Genomic DNA, 16,755 nt, shown 5'->3' on the forward strand with positions numbered 1-16,755 from the left:
CATGACACGTTTAACCGTTTCCCCGCATCAAGACCACGCCGACAAGCACCACCACGACCCCGATGGCCCCGACGATGAGCATGGCACTGAGCCCCGGCCCGGCCCTTGTGGCGGAGCGTGACGTCACAGGAGCGACCGCCCGGTGATCGTCGGTCGCTTCGTAAGCATGGTCATGAATCGCATCCGACGACTCCGAATCCGAATCAGGTTCGAGGGCATCCGGAGCAGGAGCGGCGACGGTGGTGAGGATCTCGGGTTCGACCGGGTCGGCCGATAGCTCCGGGGTGGCGGCGAAGGGCAGGGGAGGAGCGTCCGCCACGTCGGCAAAGCTCGCGAGGCCGCCCAGGGCGGGCATGTGGCCGTCCTCTTGAATCGTCGGCACGATCCAGCGGTCCCAGTCGACGGCCATCACCAGGTCAGCGCCGGGGTTCTCGGCCTTGACCGTGCACTGACACTCGCCGGTCAAATAGCGCGCGGCCTCCTCGATCGTGGTCGGCACGATCCCCTGACCGACGAGGGCGTACAGGGCCCGGCCTCGGCCGAAGATGGGGAAGATCATCGGCTCGTTGGCGAACTCGGGGTCGTTGAGGTCGGGCTCAACGTTCAAAAGCATGGCGACAAGAGCACGTTCGGCCGGATCGTCACGACGGACCCGGATTGACGAAAACCTCAGCTTAAGGGGTTCCGACTCGGCCGAGAGCAAGTCTTCCGCCGCGAGTTCGGGCAGTTCCAGGGTCTCTTCCAACCGGGCAATCTCGGCCGAGAGGGTCAGAAACGCCTTCTCGTCCTGTTCGGCCTGGCCGCTTTCGAGCAGGACCCAGACGACGGAGTGATCTTCGAGCAACCGCCGGGAAATCTCCTTCCGCGCGGGAGAGTCGAGCAGGTGATCGACGTGCTCCTCCGACAGCTCCAGGGTCAAGACGGTCGCCGTCGGCCCGAGCCGGGCGGGAGTTTGCAAGACGAGCAAAGGGCGATCGAGGGGCGGTTGACCGAGGGACTCCCAGACGGCGGTTTCAAGCGGATCAAGCGATCCCTCGACATCCACCGTCATCACCCGCAGGTTGGCCTCGTTGGCAAGGTTCGATTGCCGGAGCCGATCCACGAGCGCCTGGTCCGAGTCGCTCAGCTCCCCCCGATGCACCACGGCCAGCGGGAAGTGATCGGGTGGCCACAGCTCAAGGGCATAGCGAAAAACGGGGACCGAGCAGGCCGAGCCGAGCGACCCGACGCCGACGGACAGGGCAACCGCCACCATCGCCGCAAGAAACCGTTGTGAACGTCTCATGGAGAGCCTCGGCGGGGGGGCGGAGGGCCGGTCAGTACGACCCTTGGGCAAGCGAACGATCACGGTCGGTTCGCTGCCAGACGTCCTCATCCCCTGGAAATTACCTGACAAACGGAAGGTACTCGCGCGGGTTGAACGTCCTCGATCCGTGGAGAATCCGTGAAGCAACCTTGAATCAGGTTCAGTGAAACGCCAATCATCATGACCGAATTGATTCTTCCACTTGTGTGAATTCGGAAACCTTCAAAGTCGGCAACGAGTGTCAGCGGAACCCTCAATCACGGCAAAGGAAGATCGTGTGAAAATGAGCCTGACGACACTTTTTCATCACCCTCGGGATCGACGGTCATGATACGGTAAGCGATCTCGTTCGCCAAGCACAATCAGGCCGCACGACAGACGTTGCGTCGCTTGCGAGGCGGGTTCAGGCCATCGCCATCGGCTCGTTCCTTCGATCGTCCCATGTCGATTGATTGTCGATCTCCCTTTGGACGGGAATCCGAAACCTCGTGAGTGATTGTAATGCCCCGACAGCCTGAGCGACATTCTCCGGACAAGCTTCTTCAAGGTTCCGGCCGTGCAAATCGACGAGCACCCCTCGTCGCTGGTATCATTCACTCGTCGCCTGTAAGTCCTGGAAAACATGCCGTGCCGTCGTCTCGCTCGCAGGAGGAATCATGCCGAGGTTGATTCATCATCATGGAAGATGGCTCGTTGCCAGCCTTCTGTTCATCGTCGGAGTTCCAAGTGTTTGCCTGGCCAACGACTGGCCGATGTGGCGGCACGATGCCGGACGAAGCGCCACAACCACCGCCGGATTGCCCGACGACCTGACCTTGAGCTGGTCACGCGAACTGGGGCCACCGGCTCCCGCCTGGCCCCCCGAGCAAGACTATCACGGCAAACTCGAATTCGACCGCACCTATCAACCCATCGTTCTCGGTCAGCGCATCATTGTTCCCTCGATGGCGTCCGATTCGGTCACGGCCTACGACACCCGAACCGGCCAGGAGCTGTGGCGGTTCTATGCCGATGGCCCCGTCCGCTTCGCCCCGGTCGGCCACAACGGCAGGGTCTCGTTCGTGTCCGATGATGGGCACCTTTACTGCGTCTCGGCCGACGACGGCTCCCTCATCTGGAAGGTGCGCGGCGGTCCTGACCAGCGGGCGATCCTTGGGAACGAACGGCTCATTTCCTCCTGGCCGGCTCGGGGAGCCCCGGTCCTGTCCGACGACGGCCTGATCTACTTCGGCGCGGGCATCTGGCCCTTCATGGGCATCTTTCTGCACGCCGTCGATGCCGCCTCGGGCGAGATCGTCTGGACCAACAGCGGCACCGGCGCCATCTACAACCTGCACCAGCACGGCGGAGCCGACGCCTTTGGCGGCATCGCTCCACAGGGTTACATGGCCATCTCGGGCGATCATCTGGTCGTCGGTGGTGGTCTGACCGTCCCCGCCTTGTTCAACCGAAAAACAGGGGAATTCCTGGCGTTCGAGCAGTCGCATGCCGCGGTTGGCAAAGGGACTGGCGGGTTCGACCTGGCCGCCTTGGGCGACTATTACTTCAACGCCGGTTTGCTCTTTCATACCGAAGACGGCATGCCCCGGCTCTCGATCGGCACCGGACTCCCGCTTTTGGGAGACAACGAGATCACCATCGTCACTCAAGGCGAGCTGATTCGTTTCTCCACCGACATGACCACGGTCGAGGTCCAAACCACCGATCGCCGCGGCAAACCGGTCACGCAGCAAAAGCACTCCCTCGCCGAACTCGGTCGGGCAAAACTCCCGGTTGCGGTCGATCGCTTGCTCCTGCAGGCCGAATCTCGGATCGTCGTCCTCACCCAGGACGGCACCATCGCCCTCCTCGATTGGACCGACACCGCCAACCCCCTTTCCCTGGTCAGCGAACACACCATCTCCGGCACCGTTGACCATGTCCTCGCCGCCGACAATCGTCTGTTCGTCGTCACCGAGGAAGGCTGGTTGCACAGTTTGTCGGCCGACACGCAGGACGCGAAGCCCCAGCAGCACCGGCTCGCCTCAACCCCGGCACCCGAGCAGGATTCGCCCGCCGCTCGACGAGCTGGCACCCTCCTCGACCAGACCGGCAAGCGCGACGGCATCGCCCTGGTCTGGGGAATCGACGACGGCATGCTTGTTGAAGCCCTGATTGCTCAATCGAACCTTCGGATCATCGCCGTCGATGCCGACCCGGCCCGCGTTTCCTCGTTGCGCCGACGCCTCGACGACGCTCGCGTTTACGGTCATCGCGCTCACGTCCTCAATGCCCCGCCTCACGAATTCCCGTTTCCGCCTTACCTGGCCGAGCTGGTCGTCTCAGAGCGGCTCGACGGGTCCATCTGGAGCCCCGAGGCGAATCCGGATCAGTCCATCGCCTTCCTCCAGCGTCTCTTTCACACGCTCCGCCCCTACGGCGGCGTGGCCGCGCTTCCCCTCGCTCCCGAAACGCATTCCCGGCTCGCCGAGCACGTCTCGACCGCCGAACTGGCCAATGCGTCGGTCGAATCGTTCGGCGCATTCGTCACGCTCACTCGCGTGGGCCCCTTGCCGGGGGCCGGGCAGTGGACCCACCAGTACGGAAGTTCGGCCAACACGGTCGATTCCGGAGACAAACTCGTCAAGGCTCCGCTCGGGATGCTCTGGTTCGGCGGCCCGACAAACTTCGACGCCCTCCCGCGCCACGGCCAGGGACCGATCCCTCAGGTCGCCGGTGGTCGCCTCATCATCGAGGGAGTCAACTCGATCAGCGCCCGATGCGTCTACACCGGCCGCACTCTTTGGCGTCACGAGTTCCCCGACATCGGGTTCCCCTATAAGGCCAACAACCATACGTTCTCGGGAACCGTTTATATCAACAACCAACCCGGTGCGAACTTCATCGGCAGTAACTACGTCTCCTTGCCCGACGCCATCTATGTGGTCTACAAAAACGAGTGCCACCGACTCGATCCGACCAATGGCGAGACCGTCGCCACGTTCCGATTGCCCTCAAGCTCCGACGACGACACGCCCGACGGCTGGGGCTACATCGGTGTGACGGGAGATTACCTTGTCGCCGGAGCATCTCCTCAAATCTTCGATCAAAACGCCCGCCTGGGCGAGAAAAACTGGAACGCCACCAGCAGCCAGCGCGTGGTGGTGATGAACCGGCACTCGGGCAAGGTCCTCTGGTCCCGCACCGCGACCTACGGCTTCCGCCACAACGCCATCGTCCCGGTGGGTGAGATGGTGTTCCTCATTGATCGTCTCTCCGATGGCGCTCTGGATCTGCTCGCTCGCCGAGGCCGCAAAAGCAACGATCTGCCCGTGCTTTCCGCTCACAACCTGGCGACCGGCGAGGAACTTTGGAGCAGCGCCGAGAGCATTTTCGGCACCTGGCTCGGCTACTCCGAGGCCCACGACATCCTCATCCAGGGCGGACGCACCGGCGGCCGCGAACACCTGCCGGACGAACCCTCCGAACGAATCGTTGCCTTTCGCGGCACCACCGGCAAGATTCTCTGGGACAATCCGATCCGATACACCGGCCCCCTGGTCATCCGAGGGAATCAAATCATCTCCTCCGGTCGAAACGATGGCGCGGTCGATCTGCTCACCGGTGAAATCCAGACCCGCTTCCATCCCATCACTGGCGCGGAACTTCCCTGGACCCACACCCGAACCTACGGTTGCGGCACGGTTCTGGCTTGCGAAAATTTGCTGACCTTCCGATCCGGTGCGGCCGGGTTTTTCGACCTGAAGAACGACGGCGGCACCGGCAATTTCGGCGGGTTCAAGGCCGGTTGCACCCCGAACCTCGTTCCGGCCGACGGCATTCTCAACGCCCCCGACTACACCCGCACTTGCAGTTGCTCGTATCAAAACCAGACCTCGCTGGCGATGATTCACATGCCCGATGTCGAAACCTGGACCTACAGTACCGTCCCCGCTCCCAGGGAGGACGAGGACGTTCAACGCATCGGCATCAATTTCAATGCGCCCGGCGACCGCCTGGCCGAAAGTGGCACCCTCTGGGTCGACTATCCGAGCATCGCCGGCCCCTCGCCCGACATCCCGGTCAAACTCGTGGCTGGTGAGATGACCGACACCTTCCGCAATCACTCCGCCCTCCTGGCATCGACCGATGGAACCAGTGCGCTCGCCGGTCAAACCCTGCCGTGGGTCGCGGCCTCGGGCTTCCAGGGCAATGTTTCCCTCGAACTGACCCTACGGACGGGTGATGACCTGCCCGAATCGTCGTATACCGTTCGCCTCCACTTCCTCGAACCCGACGATGTTGCCCCCGGCCGTCGCGTGTTCGACGTGGCCCTGCAGGGCGAGACCAGGGAATCCGGCCTCGATGTCGTTGCAACCGCCGGAGGCCGACTCCGCCCCCTCGTTCGTGAGTACCCGAACATCACCGTTACCGACGTCCTTCGTCTCGACCTCAAAGGGACCGATGGCAGCCTGCCCCCGGTCCTCTCCGGCATCGAGATTCTCAAGTAAGGCTCGCTGGCACCTCGTCCCAAAGAACGTGTGAAGGCACCCCGTGCCGGGGCGATTCCGCCGGACTTCACCGGGAAAATCGCCCCGGCCGTTTTCGTTCGCTCACCTTGACTGGCCCCAAGAGGCCAAGGAACCTGAACTCATGACGCAATTCCGATGGATCACCGCTGTTCCGTTCATCGTTCTCCTGGGGACGGTTTCCACTGCCGAGCCTCCGGCGTCAACTCCCCCCAAGGCGAGCCGGATCGTCGCCCTCGGTGATTCCATCACCAAAGGGGTCCGAGAGGGAGTCGCGCCCGACGAGACCTTCATCGCCCTCGTCGAATCGGCCCTCAACGCCGACGGCGTTTCGGCCGAGGGGATCAACCTCGGCATCGGTGGCGAACGAACCGACCAGGCCCTCGCTCGGCTCGACGACCTGATCGCATTGCAGCCTCGAATCGTCACCGTGATGTACGGCGCCAACGACAGTTATGTTGACAAGGGAGCGACCGCCAGCCGTCTCTCACTTGATGACTTCACCCGCAATCTCCGAACGATCGTCGAGCGTCTCTTGCTCCAAGGCATCGAGCCCATCCTGATGACCGAACCGCGCTGGGCCGACGACGCCTCGCCCGACGGCCTCGGCCGCAATCCGAACCTCCAGCTCGAACCCTACATCCAGGCATGCCGACAGGTTGCCGACGCCACCGGCGTGGCACTCGTCGATCACTACGCCCACTGGACCGAGGCCAGGGCAAACGGCCAGAACCTCCGAGACTGGACGACCGACGGCCTTCACCCCAACCCTCGCGGCCATCAGGAACTGGCCAATCTCATGATGCCCGCGCTTGAACGGTTGCTTGAGTCTCCCCCAATCATCCCCTTCGAAACGCAGCTCCAGACGGTCCTGGAGCACGACGACGGCCAGTTTCTCTGGTATCACCCGAGGGCCACCATCCTTCCCCCCTCAGACGATCATCAGCGTCCGAATGTTCTCATCACCTTGCAACAACACTTGCACACCTCCGACCATTACTCCGGCCTCAGCATGCTCACCAGCACCGACCTCGGCCAGACCTGGGCCGGCCCCGAACCGGTCAAGGAACTCGACTGGATCCGCGAGCCGGAAGGGGTGGATGTGGCCGTCGCCGATGTCACGCCCATGTTGCACCCGCCATCGGGCAAGGTGATCGCCGTGGGGGCTCAGGTCCGCTACAGCGCGACCGGCGAACAACTCGAAGATCAGCCCCGGGCCCATCAGACCGCTTTTGCCGTTTTCGACCCCGAAACAGGCGAGTGGACCCACTGGCAACGCCTGGAAATGCCCGACGACCCCTTCTTCAACTTCGCCCGCAGCGCCTGTGCTCAGTTCGTGATCGAGGACGACGGAACCGTTCTCTTGCCCTTTTACATCGGTCGATCGGCCGGAGAGCCTTTCAGCGTCATCGTGGTTCGCTGTGCCTTCGACGGCGAAAGCCTCTCCTACCGAGAACACGGGAACATTCTCGCACTCGATCAGGCTCGCGGGCTGTACGAGCCCTCCTTGATCCGCTGTGCCGACCGTTACTATCTCACGATTCGCAACGACCTCAAAGGATACGCCAGTGTCAGCTCCGATGGTCTGAACTACCGCCCAGCCAAGGCCTGGACCTTCGACGACGGCACCGACCTCGGCAGCTACAACACGCAACAGCACTGGCTGACGCATCAAGGAGGTCTGTTCCTCGTTTACACCCGTCGCGGCGCCGACAACGACCACATCATGCGGCACCGCGCCCCGCTGTTCCTCGCCCAGGTCGATCCCGATTTGCTCCAGGTCATTCGCAGGACCGAGCGCGTGATCATCCCTGAGCGCGGCGGCGAACTCGGCAATTTCGGCGCGAACGCCATCAGCGACCGCGAGTCCTGGGTCACCGTCTCCGAGGGTGTCTGGAACGAGGACGCTCGACGCCGAGGGGCCACCGGCGCCCTGTTCATCGGCCGCGTCCTTTGGGGCGATCCGGCCGCCGACTCCCCCACCCCTTGACCCTCTCTTGGGCCGCGAGTTCCCACGGAACCGCGGCCCGAGTTCTTCTTCACTCCCTCACCTCGCTCACCAGCCGCTCCACCGTCGCCGCGATCCGGTCCTCGACATCGCCCGCCCATCGAAACGCGGGCCGCCCATACTCATACAAAAACGATCCCCCCTCATATCCGCCTTCTTCCCAGACCCGCCGTGAGGGAATATAGGCGATCATATCATCGACGTATCCGCACACCCACGTCTTCGAGCCGTATTCCCGCTTGAACCGAAGGGCGTAATCCACCACCGTCTCGGCTCCCATTCCAATCATCAGCGTGTCCTCACCCATTCGCCAGGCATGAACGGGATAGGGGTATGCCGATTCGAACTGCTCCCCCGCGTCCAGCTTTGCCAGTAGCCGAGCCGCCCACCGGGAGCGGATCGCGTTCGAATCAGTCAATCGTTCGCTCAATTGGTCGCGGGTCACTACTTCGAGATACGGCAGATCGACCATCTCGAACGCTGTCCGAAGAATCGGCGCAATGGGTTCGAGCGGGTGTTGAAGGGTCTCCTCGACCGCGTTGGCCAGTTCGTTGCCGTAGCGCTCGCAAAGCTCGACCGATCGACGGGGCAGGGGGTTCTGATCCCCCCCGCACGTATTGACGAACATCGCCGCGGTCCCGGGATACAACCGTTCCAGCTCAAGCTGCGCAAACCCGGGATAATCACCGCACCAGGTTGTGAAGCTCAAGGTTGTCGGGTGACAGGCATACCCGAACAGCACGGCAGCAAGAGCGCCATCGGGTCGTTCGACGGTCAAGACCGGCACCGAATGATCGACCGGCCCGGCCAGTGGTTCGCCGCGCTCGATCATGGCGGGCACCTCGGCTTCCGCATTGTTCCGGCGGTTCACCGCAAAGGTCGCCGTTCCCTGCCCTGTCTTCAGCATCGCCGGGGCCAGCGATTGAATCGAGTCACCCACCAGGTTGACCAGGGTTCCAACCATCTCCTCGGTATAACGCTCGACCCGCGCAACCTGTTCCTCCTCAACCGGGTAGTAATCCACCAGGTCTTCCCCCAGTCGAGGCCCACAATGATTATGCGAGAAGGTCAGCATGACCTGATGACGCTCGATTCCGAACCGCTCGTTCAGGCGATCGAACACCCGATCGCTCATCCCCTTCGGCACCCCTTGAAAATCGGACGTGATCAGCACGGCCCGATTGCCGTCGACATCTTCCAGACAGATCGCCTTGGCCCACAGGTCGTGCAGTTTCCCGTCGGGAACCCGCTTCGTGCCGTAACCGGCAAGCCAGACGTCCTCCTTTGGCGTGATCACAACCCGAGCAACTCCCACGTTCCACGAGTCGGGGCCTGCGTCCTCCTCCGCGATGACCGAGTACGGATAAACCAGCATCGCCGCCACCAGGCAGCCCATTCCGCCACAAACACTCGCAAGGCGCATCATCACAAGGCTCCAAGATTGGTCAATCCATTGTTGAAGAACCGCGGCTTCCTTACCATAGCGGCAGGCCGAGCCGTTCACCAGCATGCACCGTGCGCGGCCCCTGGAACGTCGATGGCGAGTGGACTGGCTCTGCCACGCTCGCCGGCCACCCACCGATCCGCCCGTGTTTCAAGAGGACTCGACATGCTCCGATCACTCGTCCCCCTGGGGCTTCTTCTCGGCCTGCTTTCGGCGAACGCTCCGATTCGCGCCGATGACACACCGGAAGCCCCCGCGCCGGTCTTCAAGGCCGGGTTTGCGGTCCGCGACATCACGCCGGAGATCGGCATGGAAGCACCGGGAGGCTACGGCAAATCGTACCACCGGTCGCTGCACGACCCCTGTAAAGTCCGCGCGGCGGTCTTTGACGATGGCCAATCCCGCGTGGCCGTTGTCGGGGTCGATGCGCTGGGCATCCGCCGAGAAACGGTGATGAAGGTCCGGCAGGCGGTCGAGGAGCGCACCGGGATTCCCGGCGATTCCATTCTCATCGGCGCCTCTCATTCGCACTCGTCCGGCCCGATCGTCTGGATCATGCCCGACGAATATGACCATGCTCCGCAAAATGTGCAGGAGCTTGCGTATGAACACTCCACCTGTGTCAATCCTGTTTACCTCGAAGAAACCGAGCAAGCCCTCATCGACGCCATTTGCGAGGCGAACGACCAGCGCATCGTGGCCAAGGGGGGCGTCGGGTCAGGGATTGAAGACCAGGTCGCCTTCAACCGACGCTTCCTGATGAACGACGGGCGCACGGTCACCCATCCGGGTCTGGGCAACCCCGACATCGTCGAACCCGCCGGTCCGGTCGATCCGGAGGTCGGCGTCGTTGGGGCCTGGGACGCGGAAAACCCCAACCGATTGCTCGGCTGCATCGTCAACTTCGCCTGCCACGCCACGACGAGCCCGGGAGGAATCTCCGCGAACTACATCTTTTATCTTGAAAAGGTGATTCAGGGGTATTACGGCGAAGACGCCGTCGTCGTCTTCCTGGCTGGGGCCTCGGCCGACATCACCCAGGTCAACAATCAAAGCCCTTATGTGTATCCCAACGGCGAGCGCTGGGCTCAACAGGTCGGCGGTCGCGTCGGAGCCGAGGCGGTCAAGGTCTTGCTCAGCATGGAGCCGGGCGACCTGCTACCGGTTGATGCGAACCTGAAGGTCTGGGACATTGATCGACGTGTGCCTGCGCCCGATCGCGTCCGAGAAAGCCAGGACATCCTCGCCCGAGAGCGTTCGGAGGTCGATCCGACCGAGTGGACCTTCGCCAAGGAAACCGTCATGCTCGACGCCTTGCTCCAGAAGGAGCCGGCGGCCGAGGTCGAGGTCCAGGCCGTGCAGGTCGGCCCGGCCGTTTTTGTCACGACTCCGGCCGAGTACTTCTGTCAGCTCGGACTCGACATTAAGGCCGCGAGCGCCTTCCCGTTCACCTTCCCCGTCTCGCTCGCCAACGGCTGCGTCGGCTACGTCCCCGATGAGGCCGCCTTCGGTCCCAACGGCGGCGGCTACGAAACCCGACTGACCAGCTACAGCAACCTCGAAATCACGGCCGGAACCCAGATGCGCGACGTCGGTATCGACCTCATCCGACAGCTCACCCCCGGCATCACTCCCGAGCCTCCCCGTCGTCCGCCGTTCACCGGCAAACCCTGGTCGTACGGCAACAACCGTCCTCAGCGCGATTGATCTCCACCCCCCGCCAGGGGGAGCCGCATCCCCATCCGCGGCTCCCCCGAGTGATTCCTCCGATCATCTCCCTTCCCCTCACCCAGACCTGGGCCTTTTGTCTCAATCGCAAGGCGGCCGCCATCCCGTCGGCCTCCCTGAGTGATTTTCTGAGACTTCCCACCATCCCAGCGAAAGCAACCTAGGTTTCAATATCCGGGCCTTTCGAACCGTTTCCGCTGGATCGTCGAGCATCGGTCGGGGAACGAAGCCCCTTCCTCCGTACTTGCCGTTGGAGGATGGGCCCATCCCGCTCCGCTCGATGGAAGATTCAGACCATTGGAAACCGCTCCGGGGCCGATCGATCGGGAATTGAACGCGTCGCAAGACAGCACGAGCTGAAACCTTCGGGAGCCTCCAGGACCAGCTTCCAGATTCGTCCGACCGTCGCCTCCGGCGGTTCCGAACGGAGGGCTGCTGGGGGCGGCGGGCCTCCGCTGAGGTTGGTGTCAGGATCGCTCCTCGTGTGAAGGCCGGTTGTCGCTCGGTGGCTTGCTCGCTGATCGAGCAGTCAGAGCGCGACTCGTCGTTTCGTCAGGATGGTCAAGGTGCAAGACGATCAATTTGATGTGAGATGGCAGGCCGACCCCGGCCGAGGCCACCCCAGCCGTCTCCACTCCTGGATCAACGTGCCACCACGCTCCCAGGGATGCGGTGATCCGGTCGCCAGCCCGAGCCCAACGGAACTCTCCCCCGAGCCCAAACCCGAGATCAGGGGGTTCGACGTGCAACCCCTCTGCTCTGATTGTTCGACAAGCACCGCGGAGACGCGATGGAGCCAGCACGACCTCTTTCGCCTGATCGCCGACACGACGTCGGACTGGGAAAGCTGGATCGACGCCGACGGCGTGACCCGATGGATCAACCCGGCCGTCGAGCGCTTCACGGGATACTCCGTTACCGATTGCCTGGAGCGTCACGACTACCCGATCGGCTTTGTCCACCCCGAAGACCAGGCAACCTTTGCCGAGATCCTCCGCACTGCTCTTGCCGGCCGTTCCGGAAACGACGTCGAGTTCCGAATCCTTCATCGAGACGGATCGATCCGATGGGCCGCGATCTCCTGGCAGTCGATGGTCGATTCCCACGACCAGCCCATGGGATTTCGCACCAGCATCCGCGACATCTCCGTTCGCAAGCGGCTGGAAGCCGAGCTCAGGGCCGAACGCGACGCGCTGGAAGCTCACGTCGCCGATCGCACCGCCGCCCTCGAAACCGCCTACGAAGCCCTTCGCAACCGCGAGGCCCTGCTCCGGGGATTCCTCGATCACGTTCCGGCCGGCGTGGCCCTCAAGGGGCTCGACGGCCATTGCCTCATGGCCAATGCGCGCTACAGCGTCCCCTTCGGCCTCGATCCCGAGGCGCTGATCGGCCGATCGGTCGAGGAGCTGCTCGCTCCGGACCAGGCCGCCGAGGCTCGCCGTCGTGAGCAACTCGTGCTCGAGCAAGACGCTCCGCGGCAGTTCGAAGATCGCCACGGGCCCATCGAGCACCCCACGGTCACCAGTACCCTCGTCTTCCCGATCCGGGAGGCCGATGGCACTCCCTGCGCCCTGGGTCTCATCGTCCGGGATGTGACCCGGCAACGCCTCGCCGAGCAGGTGCAGGCCGAGTGGAAGACCCGATACGAAGAAGCCGCTTCGGCCGCCGGGCTGGTGCTCTACGAGTGGGACTGCCAGGCGGATCACCTCACCTTCGGCGGAGCCTGCGAGCAGGTCTTCGGCTACTCCCCCAAGGAGCTGGAAGGCGGCATCGACCGTTGGATCGAGCTGATTCACCCCGACGACCGAGAGGCGTTCGTCGAAGACCTCCGCATTTCCTCTCAACCCGGCAATGCCTTCCACGGCGCCTACCGCGTGCTCACCCGACAAGGAGGTTCCATCGTCCTGCAAGACGATGGGAGTTACTTCCCCGAGGAATCGGACCGGCCCGCTCGGTTCATCGGCTTTTTGGCCGACATCACCCAGCAGGCTCAGGCCAGTGAAGCACTCCGAACCGGAGAGCAGCGTTTCCGGGCCATCTTCGATCAGACCTTCCAGTTTGCGGCCATTCTCCTGCCCGACGGCACCGTGCTGCAAGCCAACGACCATGCCCTGGAGTTCGGCGGCCTGACCCCCGACGACGTCATCGGCAAACCGTTCTGGGAATGCCGCTGGTGGACCATCTCGCCCGAGGTCCAGCAACGGCTCCAATCGGCCATTGCCCAGGCCGCAGCCGGTGCCTCCGTTCGGTACGAGGAGCAGGTCCGCGGCGCCGGCGATGCGACCGCCTTCATCGACTTCTCGATCAAGCCGATTTGCGACGCCTCGGGCGCCGTCACCCTGCTCATTCCTGAAGCCACCGATATCACCGAACGGAAACAAAGTGAGCGTCAACTCGAGGCGGCCCTCGGCGAACTTCAGGCCATCATGGAGGCGGTCCCTGATATCCTCTTTGTCCTCGATCTCGACGGCCGGCTCATCCGCTGGAATCATCGGCTCGAACAGCTCACCGGCCTGACTCCCAACGAGCTTGACGGCCGCCAGAGCGTCGACTTTTTCCCCCCGGAGGAGGAGGAGCAAGTCATCGAGGCCATGTCCAGGGTCTACGCCGAGGGAGCCGCCACCTACCAGGGCCATCTGTTGCGCCGGCTCGGCGATCCGTGCCCCGTCCATATCACCGCCGCCCCTCTCCGCGATCCCTCCGGAGCGGTGATCGGGATGGCCGGCGTTACCCGGGACATGAGCGACCGCCTGGAGCTGGAGGCCGAACTCCGCGAGCAGGCCGAGGCGGTCGAGGCCATCAATCGGGTCGGCCTGATGCTCGCCTCCGAGCTCGACCTCGGCTCCCTCGTCCAGGCGATCGCCGACGCCGCCGTCAGCCTGACCGGAGCCGGGTTCGCCGTGCTGTTTACCGAGGCCCCCAACGAGGACGAACGCATCTATCGCATGTTCACCAGCTCCGGCTCCGACCACCTCGAATCCGCCGAGGTCCCGGGCCTGAGCTGGATCGAATTGCTCCGCCCAATGTTCCGAGGCCAGGGAATCATCCGCCTCGACGATGCCCGGCTCGATCCGCACTTTCAGCGGGTAGCCGGCGGCTCGTCTGATGGGCCTTCCCTGGTCAGTTGCATGGCCCTGCCGCTGGTCGGCCCTTCCGGAGCCATCCTTGGCGCCATTCTTCTCGGCCACGAGCGCCCCGGCGTCTTCACCGAGCGCTCCGAACGGCTCGTCGCCGGGCTCACCGCTCAGGCGGCCATCGCCCTCGAAAACGCCCGGCTTGTCGCCGGCCTGGAACACGCGAACACCGAGCTGGAGGCCGCCTACGACGCCACCATCGCCGGCTGGTCGCGCGCCCTCGATTTCCGCGATCACGAGACCGAGGGGCATTCCCGAAGGGTCACGGCCCTGACCCTCCAGCTCGCCCAGCGCATGGGAGTCTCCGAGGCCGAGCTTGTCCACCTCCGACGCGGTGCCCTGCTGCACGACATCGGCAAAATGGCCATTCCCGACCGCATCCTCAACAAACCCGGCCCCCTCGACGAGAGTGAGCGAGCGGTGATGGAGCGCCATCCCGTGCTCGCCCACGCCATGCTCGCCCCCATCCCCTTCCTTCAGTCAGCCCTCGATATCCCCTATTGCCACCACGAACGCTGGGACGGCAACGGCTACCCCCGCGGCCTGGTCGGTGAACAGATCCCCCTGGCCGCTCGCATCTTCGCCGCCGTCGACATCTACGACGCCCTCCGATCCGATCGCCCCTACCGATCCGCCTGGACCGAGTGCCGCACCCGAAACCACCTGCGACGCCTCTCCGGCTCGCACCTCGACCCCGAGGTCGTCCGCGCCTTGATCCAGATGCTCGAAGAGATCGAAGGCTCCTGTCATCAGGTCGCTCAGGACCGCGGCCACTCGGCCATCGAGTGCCAGGGCGAAGCCGCTCCTCCGCAGCTCATCCCATCCCGCCATTCCTTCGAGGCCTGGGCCGTTCCGGGAGCCACGCCGGGGGCCGGTGCCGGCTGGCTCAACCTCTTGATGGAGCAAATCTCCAACTTGCTCACCATCGTCGAGGTCGATGGCACCATCCGATGGGAAAGCCCCTCCCTCGACCACCTGCTCGGCTACCAATCTCACGAGGTGATCGGCACCAACGTCTTCTCCTATGTCCACGAAGACGACCTTCCTGGCATCCGGGCCGCCTTCGAAGACCTCCTGCGTGATCCGTCGTATCACCCGGCCCTCACCCTTCGCATTCGACACAGGGACGGCTCCTGGCGCGTGCTGGAGGCCGTCGGCTCCAATCTCCTGAATCACCCCACCTTCCGCGGCCTGCTGTTCACCTCCCGAGACGTGACCGACCACGTCCAGGCCGAGACCGCCCTCCGCGAGGGGGAAGAAACCCTCCGCAGCTTCTTCGACAGCGTCCCGATGATGATGGCCATCGTCGAGGTTCAGGACGACGAGCCCCGCCTCGTCAAACTCAACACCTCGGCCGCGCAGCACCTCGGCCTCGATCCCGCAAGCCTGCGCGAGGAGCCGCGCCCGCGGTTCTACCTCAGTCCCGAACACCGAACACTCTGGAACGAGGCCTTCCGCTCCACCCAACCCGGTCAAGGTCCGGCCCACTTCGAATACCTGGATCAGGTCAACCCAAACGGCCCTCGGTGGCTCGATGTCTCGATCAGCGCCATTGCCTCCGCTGGCCAGGGCAGACAACGCTACGCCTGTGTCGTTCAGGACACCACCGAACGCAAACGTGCGGAACTGGCCCTCAGCCGGAGCGAAGACCGCTTCCGCCAGTTATTCCTCGGCGCGTCCATCGGTATTGCCATCATCGACAAACAAGGGTTGATCGAAGCCGTCAATCCCCGCTGTGCCTTCCTGCTCGGCGAAACCTCAGCCCGGCTCACGGGCCTTCGCTTCTCCTCGCTCCTTCGAGAACCCCTGCAACCCCTCGTGCAAGATATCTTCGAAGACTGCCCCTCCGGCAAATTGGTTTATGGGGGCACGCTGGAAGTCACCGACGCGAACGGCCAGCTGCGCCACGTTCAGCTCGACGCGACCCGGATCATGGGGTTTGATGGCTGCCACCGCTGGGCCGCCTTCATGATCGACGTGACCGACCGGGTTCGAGCCGAGCAACAACTGGCCCGGCTGGCCTCGGTCGATGCCCTGACGGGCCTGGCAAACCGGCACGCGCTCGACGCCAAACTCAACGCGGCCATCGCGCAGTCCGAGCGGCTGGGCGGCTCGATCTCGCTCGTCATGCTCGACGTCGATCGGTTCAAACGGTTCAACGACGACTTCGGCCATCCCGCCGGCGACGAGGTCTTGCGCTCCCTGGCTTCGATCCTGGGCCAAATCCTTCGCCCGTACGATTGCGCCATTCGCTACGGGGGGGAGGAATTCCTGATCATCTTGCCCGGTGCCGACGCCGAAGCCGGACTCCAGATCGCCGAGCGCCTTCGTGAGGCCATCGCCGCCCGATCCTGGCCCCTCCGACCCATCACCGCCAGCCTCGGCGTCTCGACCGGCCTGGCCGGCACCTCAGCCCGCGACCTCCTGATCGGCCAGGCCGACCAGGCCCTCTATCAGGCCAAGCGATCCGGCCGCAATCGCGTCATCCTCCACCACGCCCCCTGACCGCGACTTCTTCAACCTTCTCCCCCCGCTCGTTCCCGGTGCAAGCGTACCAGCTCCCAACCCTCTCCCCCGCCTGCGGGGAGAGGGTGGCCGAAGGCCGGGTGAGTGGGCCAGGGACCATC

The 16,755-nt window shown here is 64.0% G+C and carries 6 protein-coding genes; 4 read left to right on the top strand and 2 right to left on the bottom strand.

Annotated elements, in window-relative coordinates:
- Positions 1–10: 10 nt before the first annotated feature.
- A complete protein-coding gene (locus GA615_RS23480) occupies positions 11–1,285 on the bottom strand; it encodes a hypothetical protein (protein ID WP_152053774.1) in 1,275 nt (424 codons plus the stop codon).
- A 677-nt stretch (positions 1,286–1,962) separates the two neighbouring features.
- Here GA615_RS23480 and GA615_RS23485 point away from each other — a divergent pair.
- Together GA615_RS23485 and GA615_RS23490 are read left to right on the top strand one after the other, a co-directional pair.
- On the top strand, positions 1,963–5,796 hold the full coding sequence (locus GA615_RS23485) for an outer membrane protein assembly factor BamB family protein (protein WP_152053775.1): 3,834 nt from the start codon (positions 1,963–1,965) through the stop codon (positions 5,794–5,796).
- Positions 5,797–5,938: 142 nt separating this feature from the next.
- Complete coding sequence (locus GA615_RS23490; RefSeq protein WP_152053776.1) at positions 5,939–7,804, top strand: GDSL-type esterase/lipase family protein; 1,866 nt, start codon at positions 5,939–5,941, stop codon at positions 7,802–7,804.
- 49 nt (positions 7,805–7,853) lie between these two features.
- Here GA615_RS23490 and GA615_RS23495 read toward each other — a convergent pair whose 3' ends face one another.
- Positions 7,854–9,248, bottom strand: a complete 1,395-nt coding sequence (locus GA615_RS23495; protein WP_235905639.1) for a neutral/alkaline non-lysosomal ceramidase N-terminal domain-containing protein — start codon at positions 9,246–9,248, stop codon at positions 7,854–7,856.
- A 183-nt stretch (positions 9,249–9,431) separates the two neighbouring features.
- Between GA615_RS23495 and GA615_RS23500 the strand changes: the two genes are divergently transcribed.
- Positions 9,432–10,973, top strand: a complete 1,542-nt coding sequence (locus GA615_RS23500) for a hypothetical protein (protein WP_235905640.1) — start codon at positions 9,432–9,434, stop codon at positions 10,971–10,973.
- A 587-nt stretch (positions 10,974–11,560) separates the two neighbouring features.
- Positions 11,561–16,633, top strand: a complete 5,073-nt coding sequence (locus tag GA615_RS23505) for a PAS domain S-box protein (protein WP_161602512.1) — start codon at positions 11,561–11,563, stop codon at positions 16,631–16,633.
- The last annotated feature ends 122 nt before the right edge of the window (positions 16,634–16,755 follow it).

The sequence above is a fragment of the Tautonia marina genome (assembly GCF_009177065.1).
Classification (GTDB): domain Bacteria; phylum Planctomycetota; class Planctomycetia; order Isosphaerales; family Isosphaeraceae; genus Tautonia; species Tautonia marina.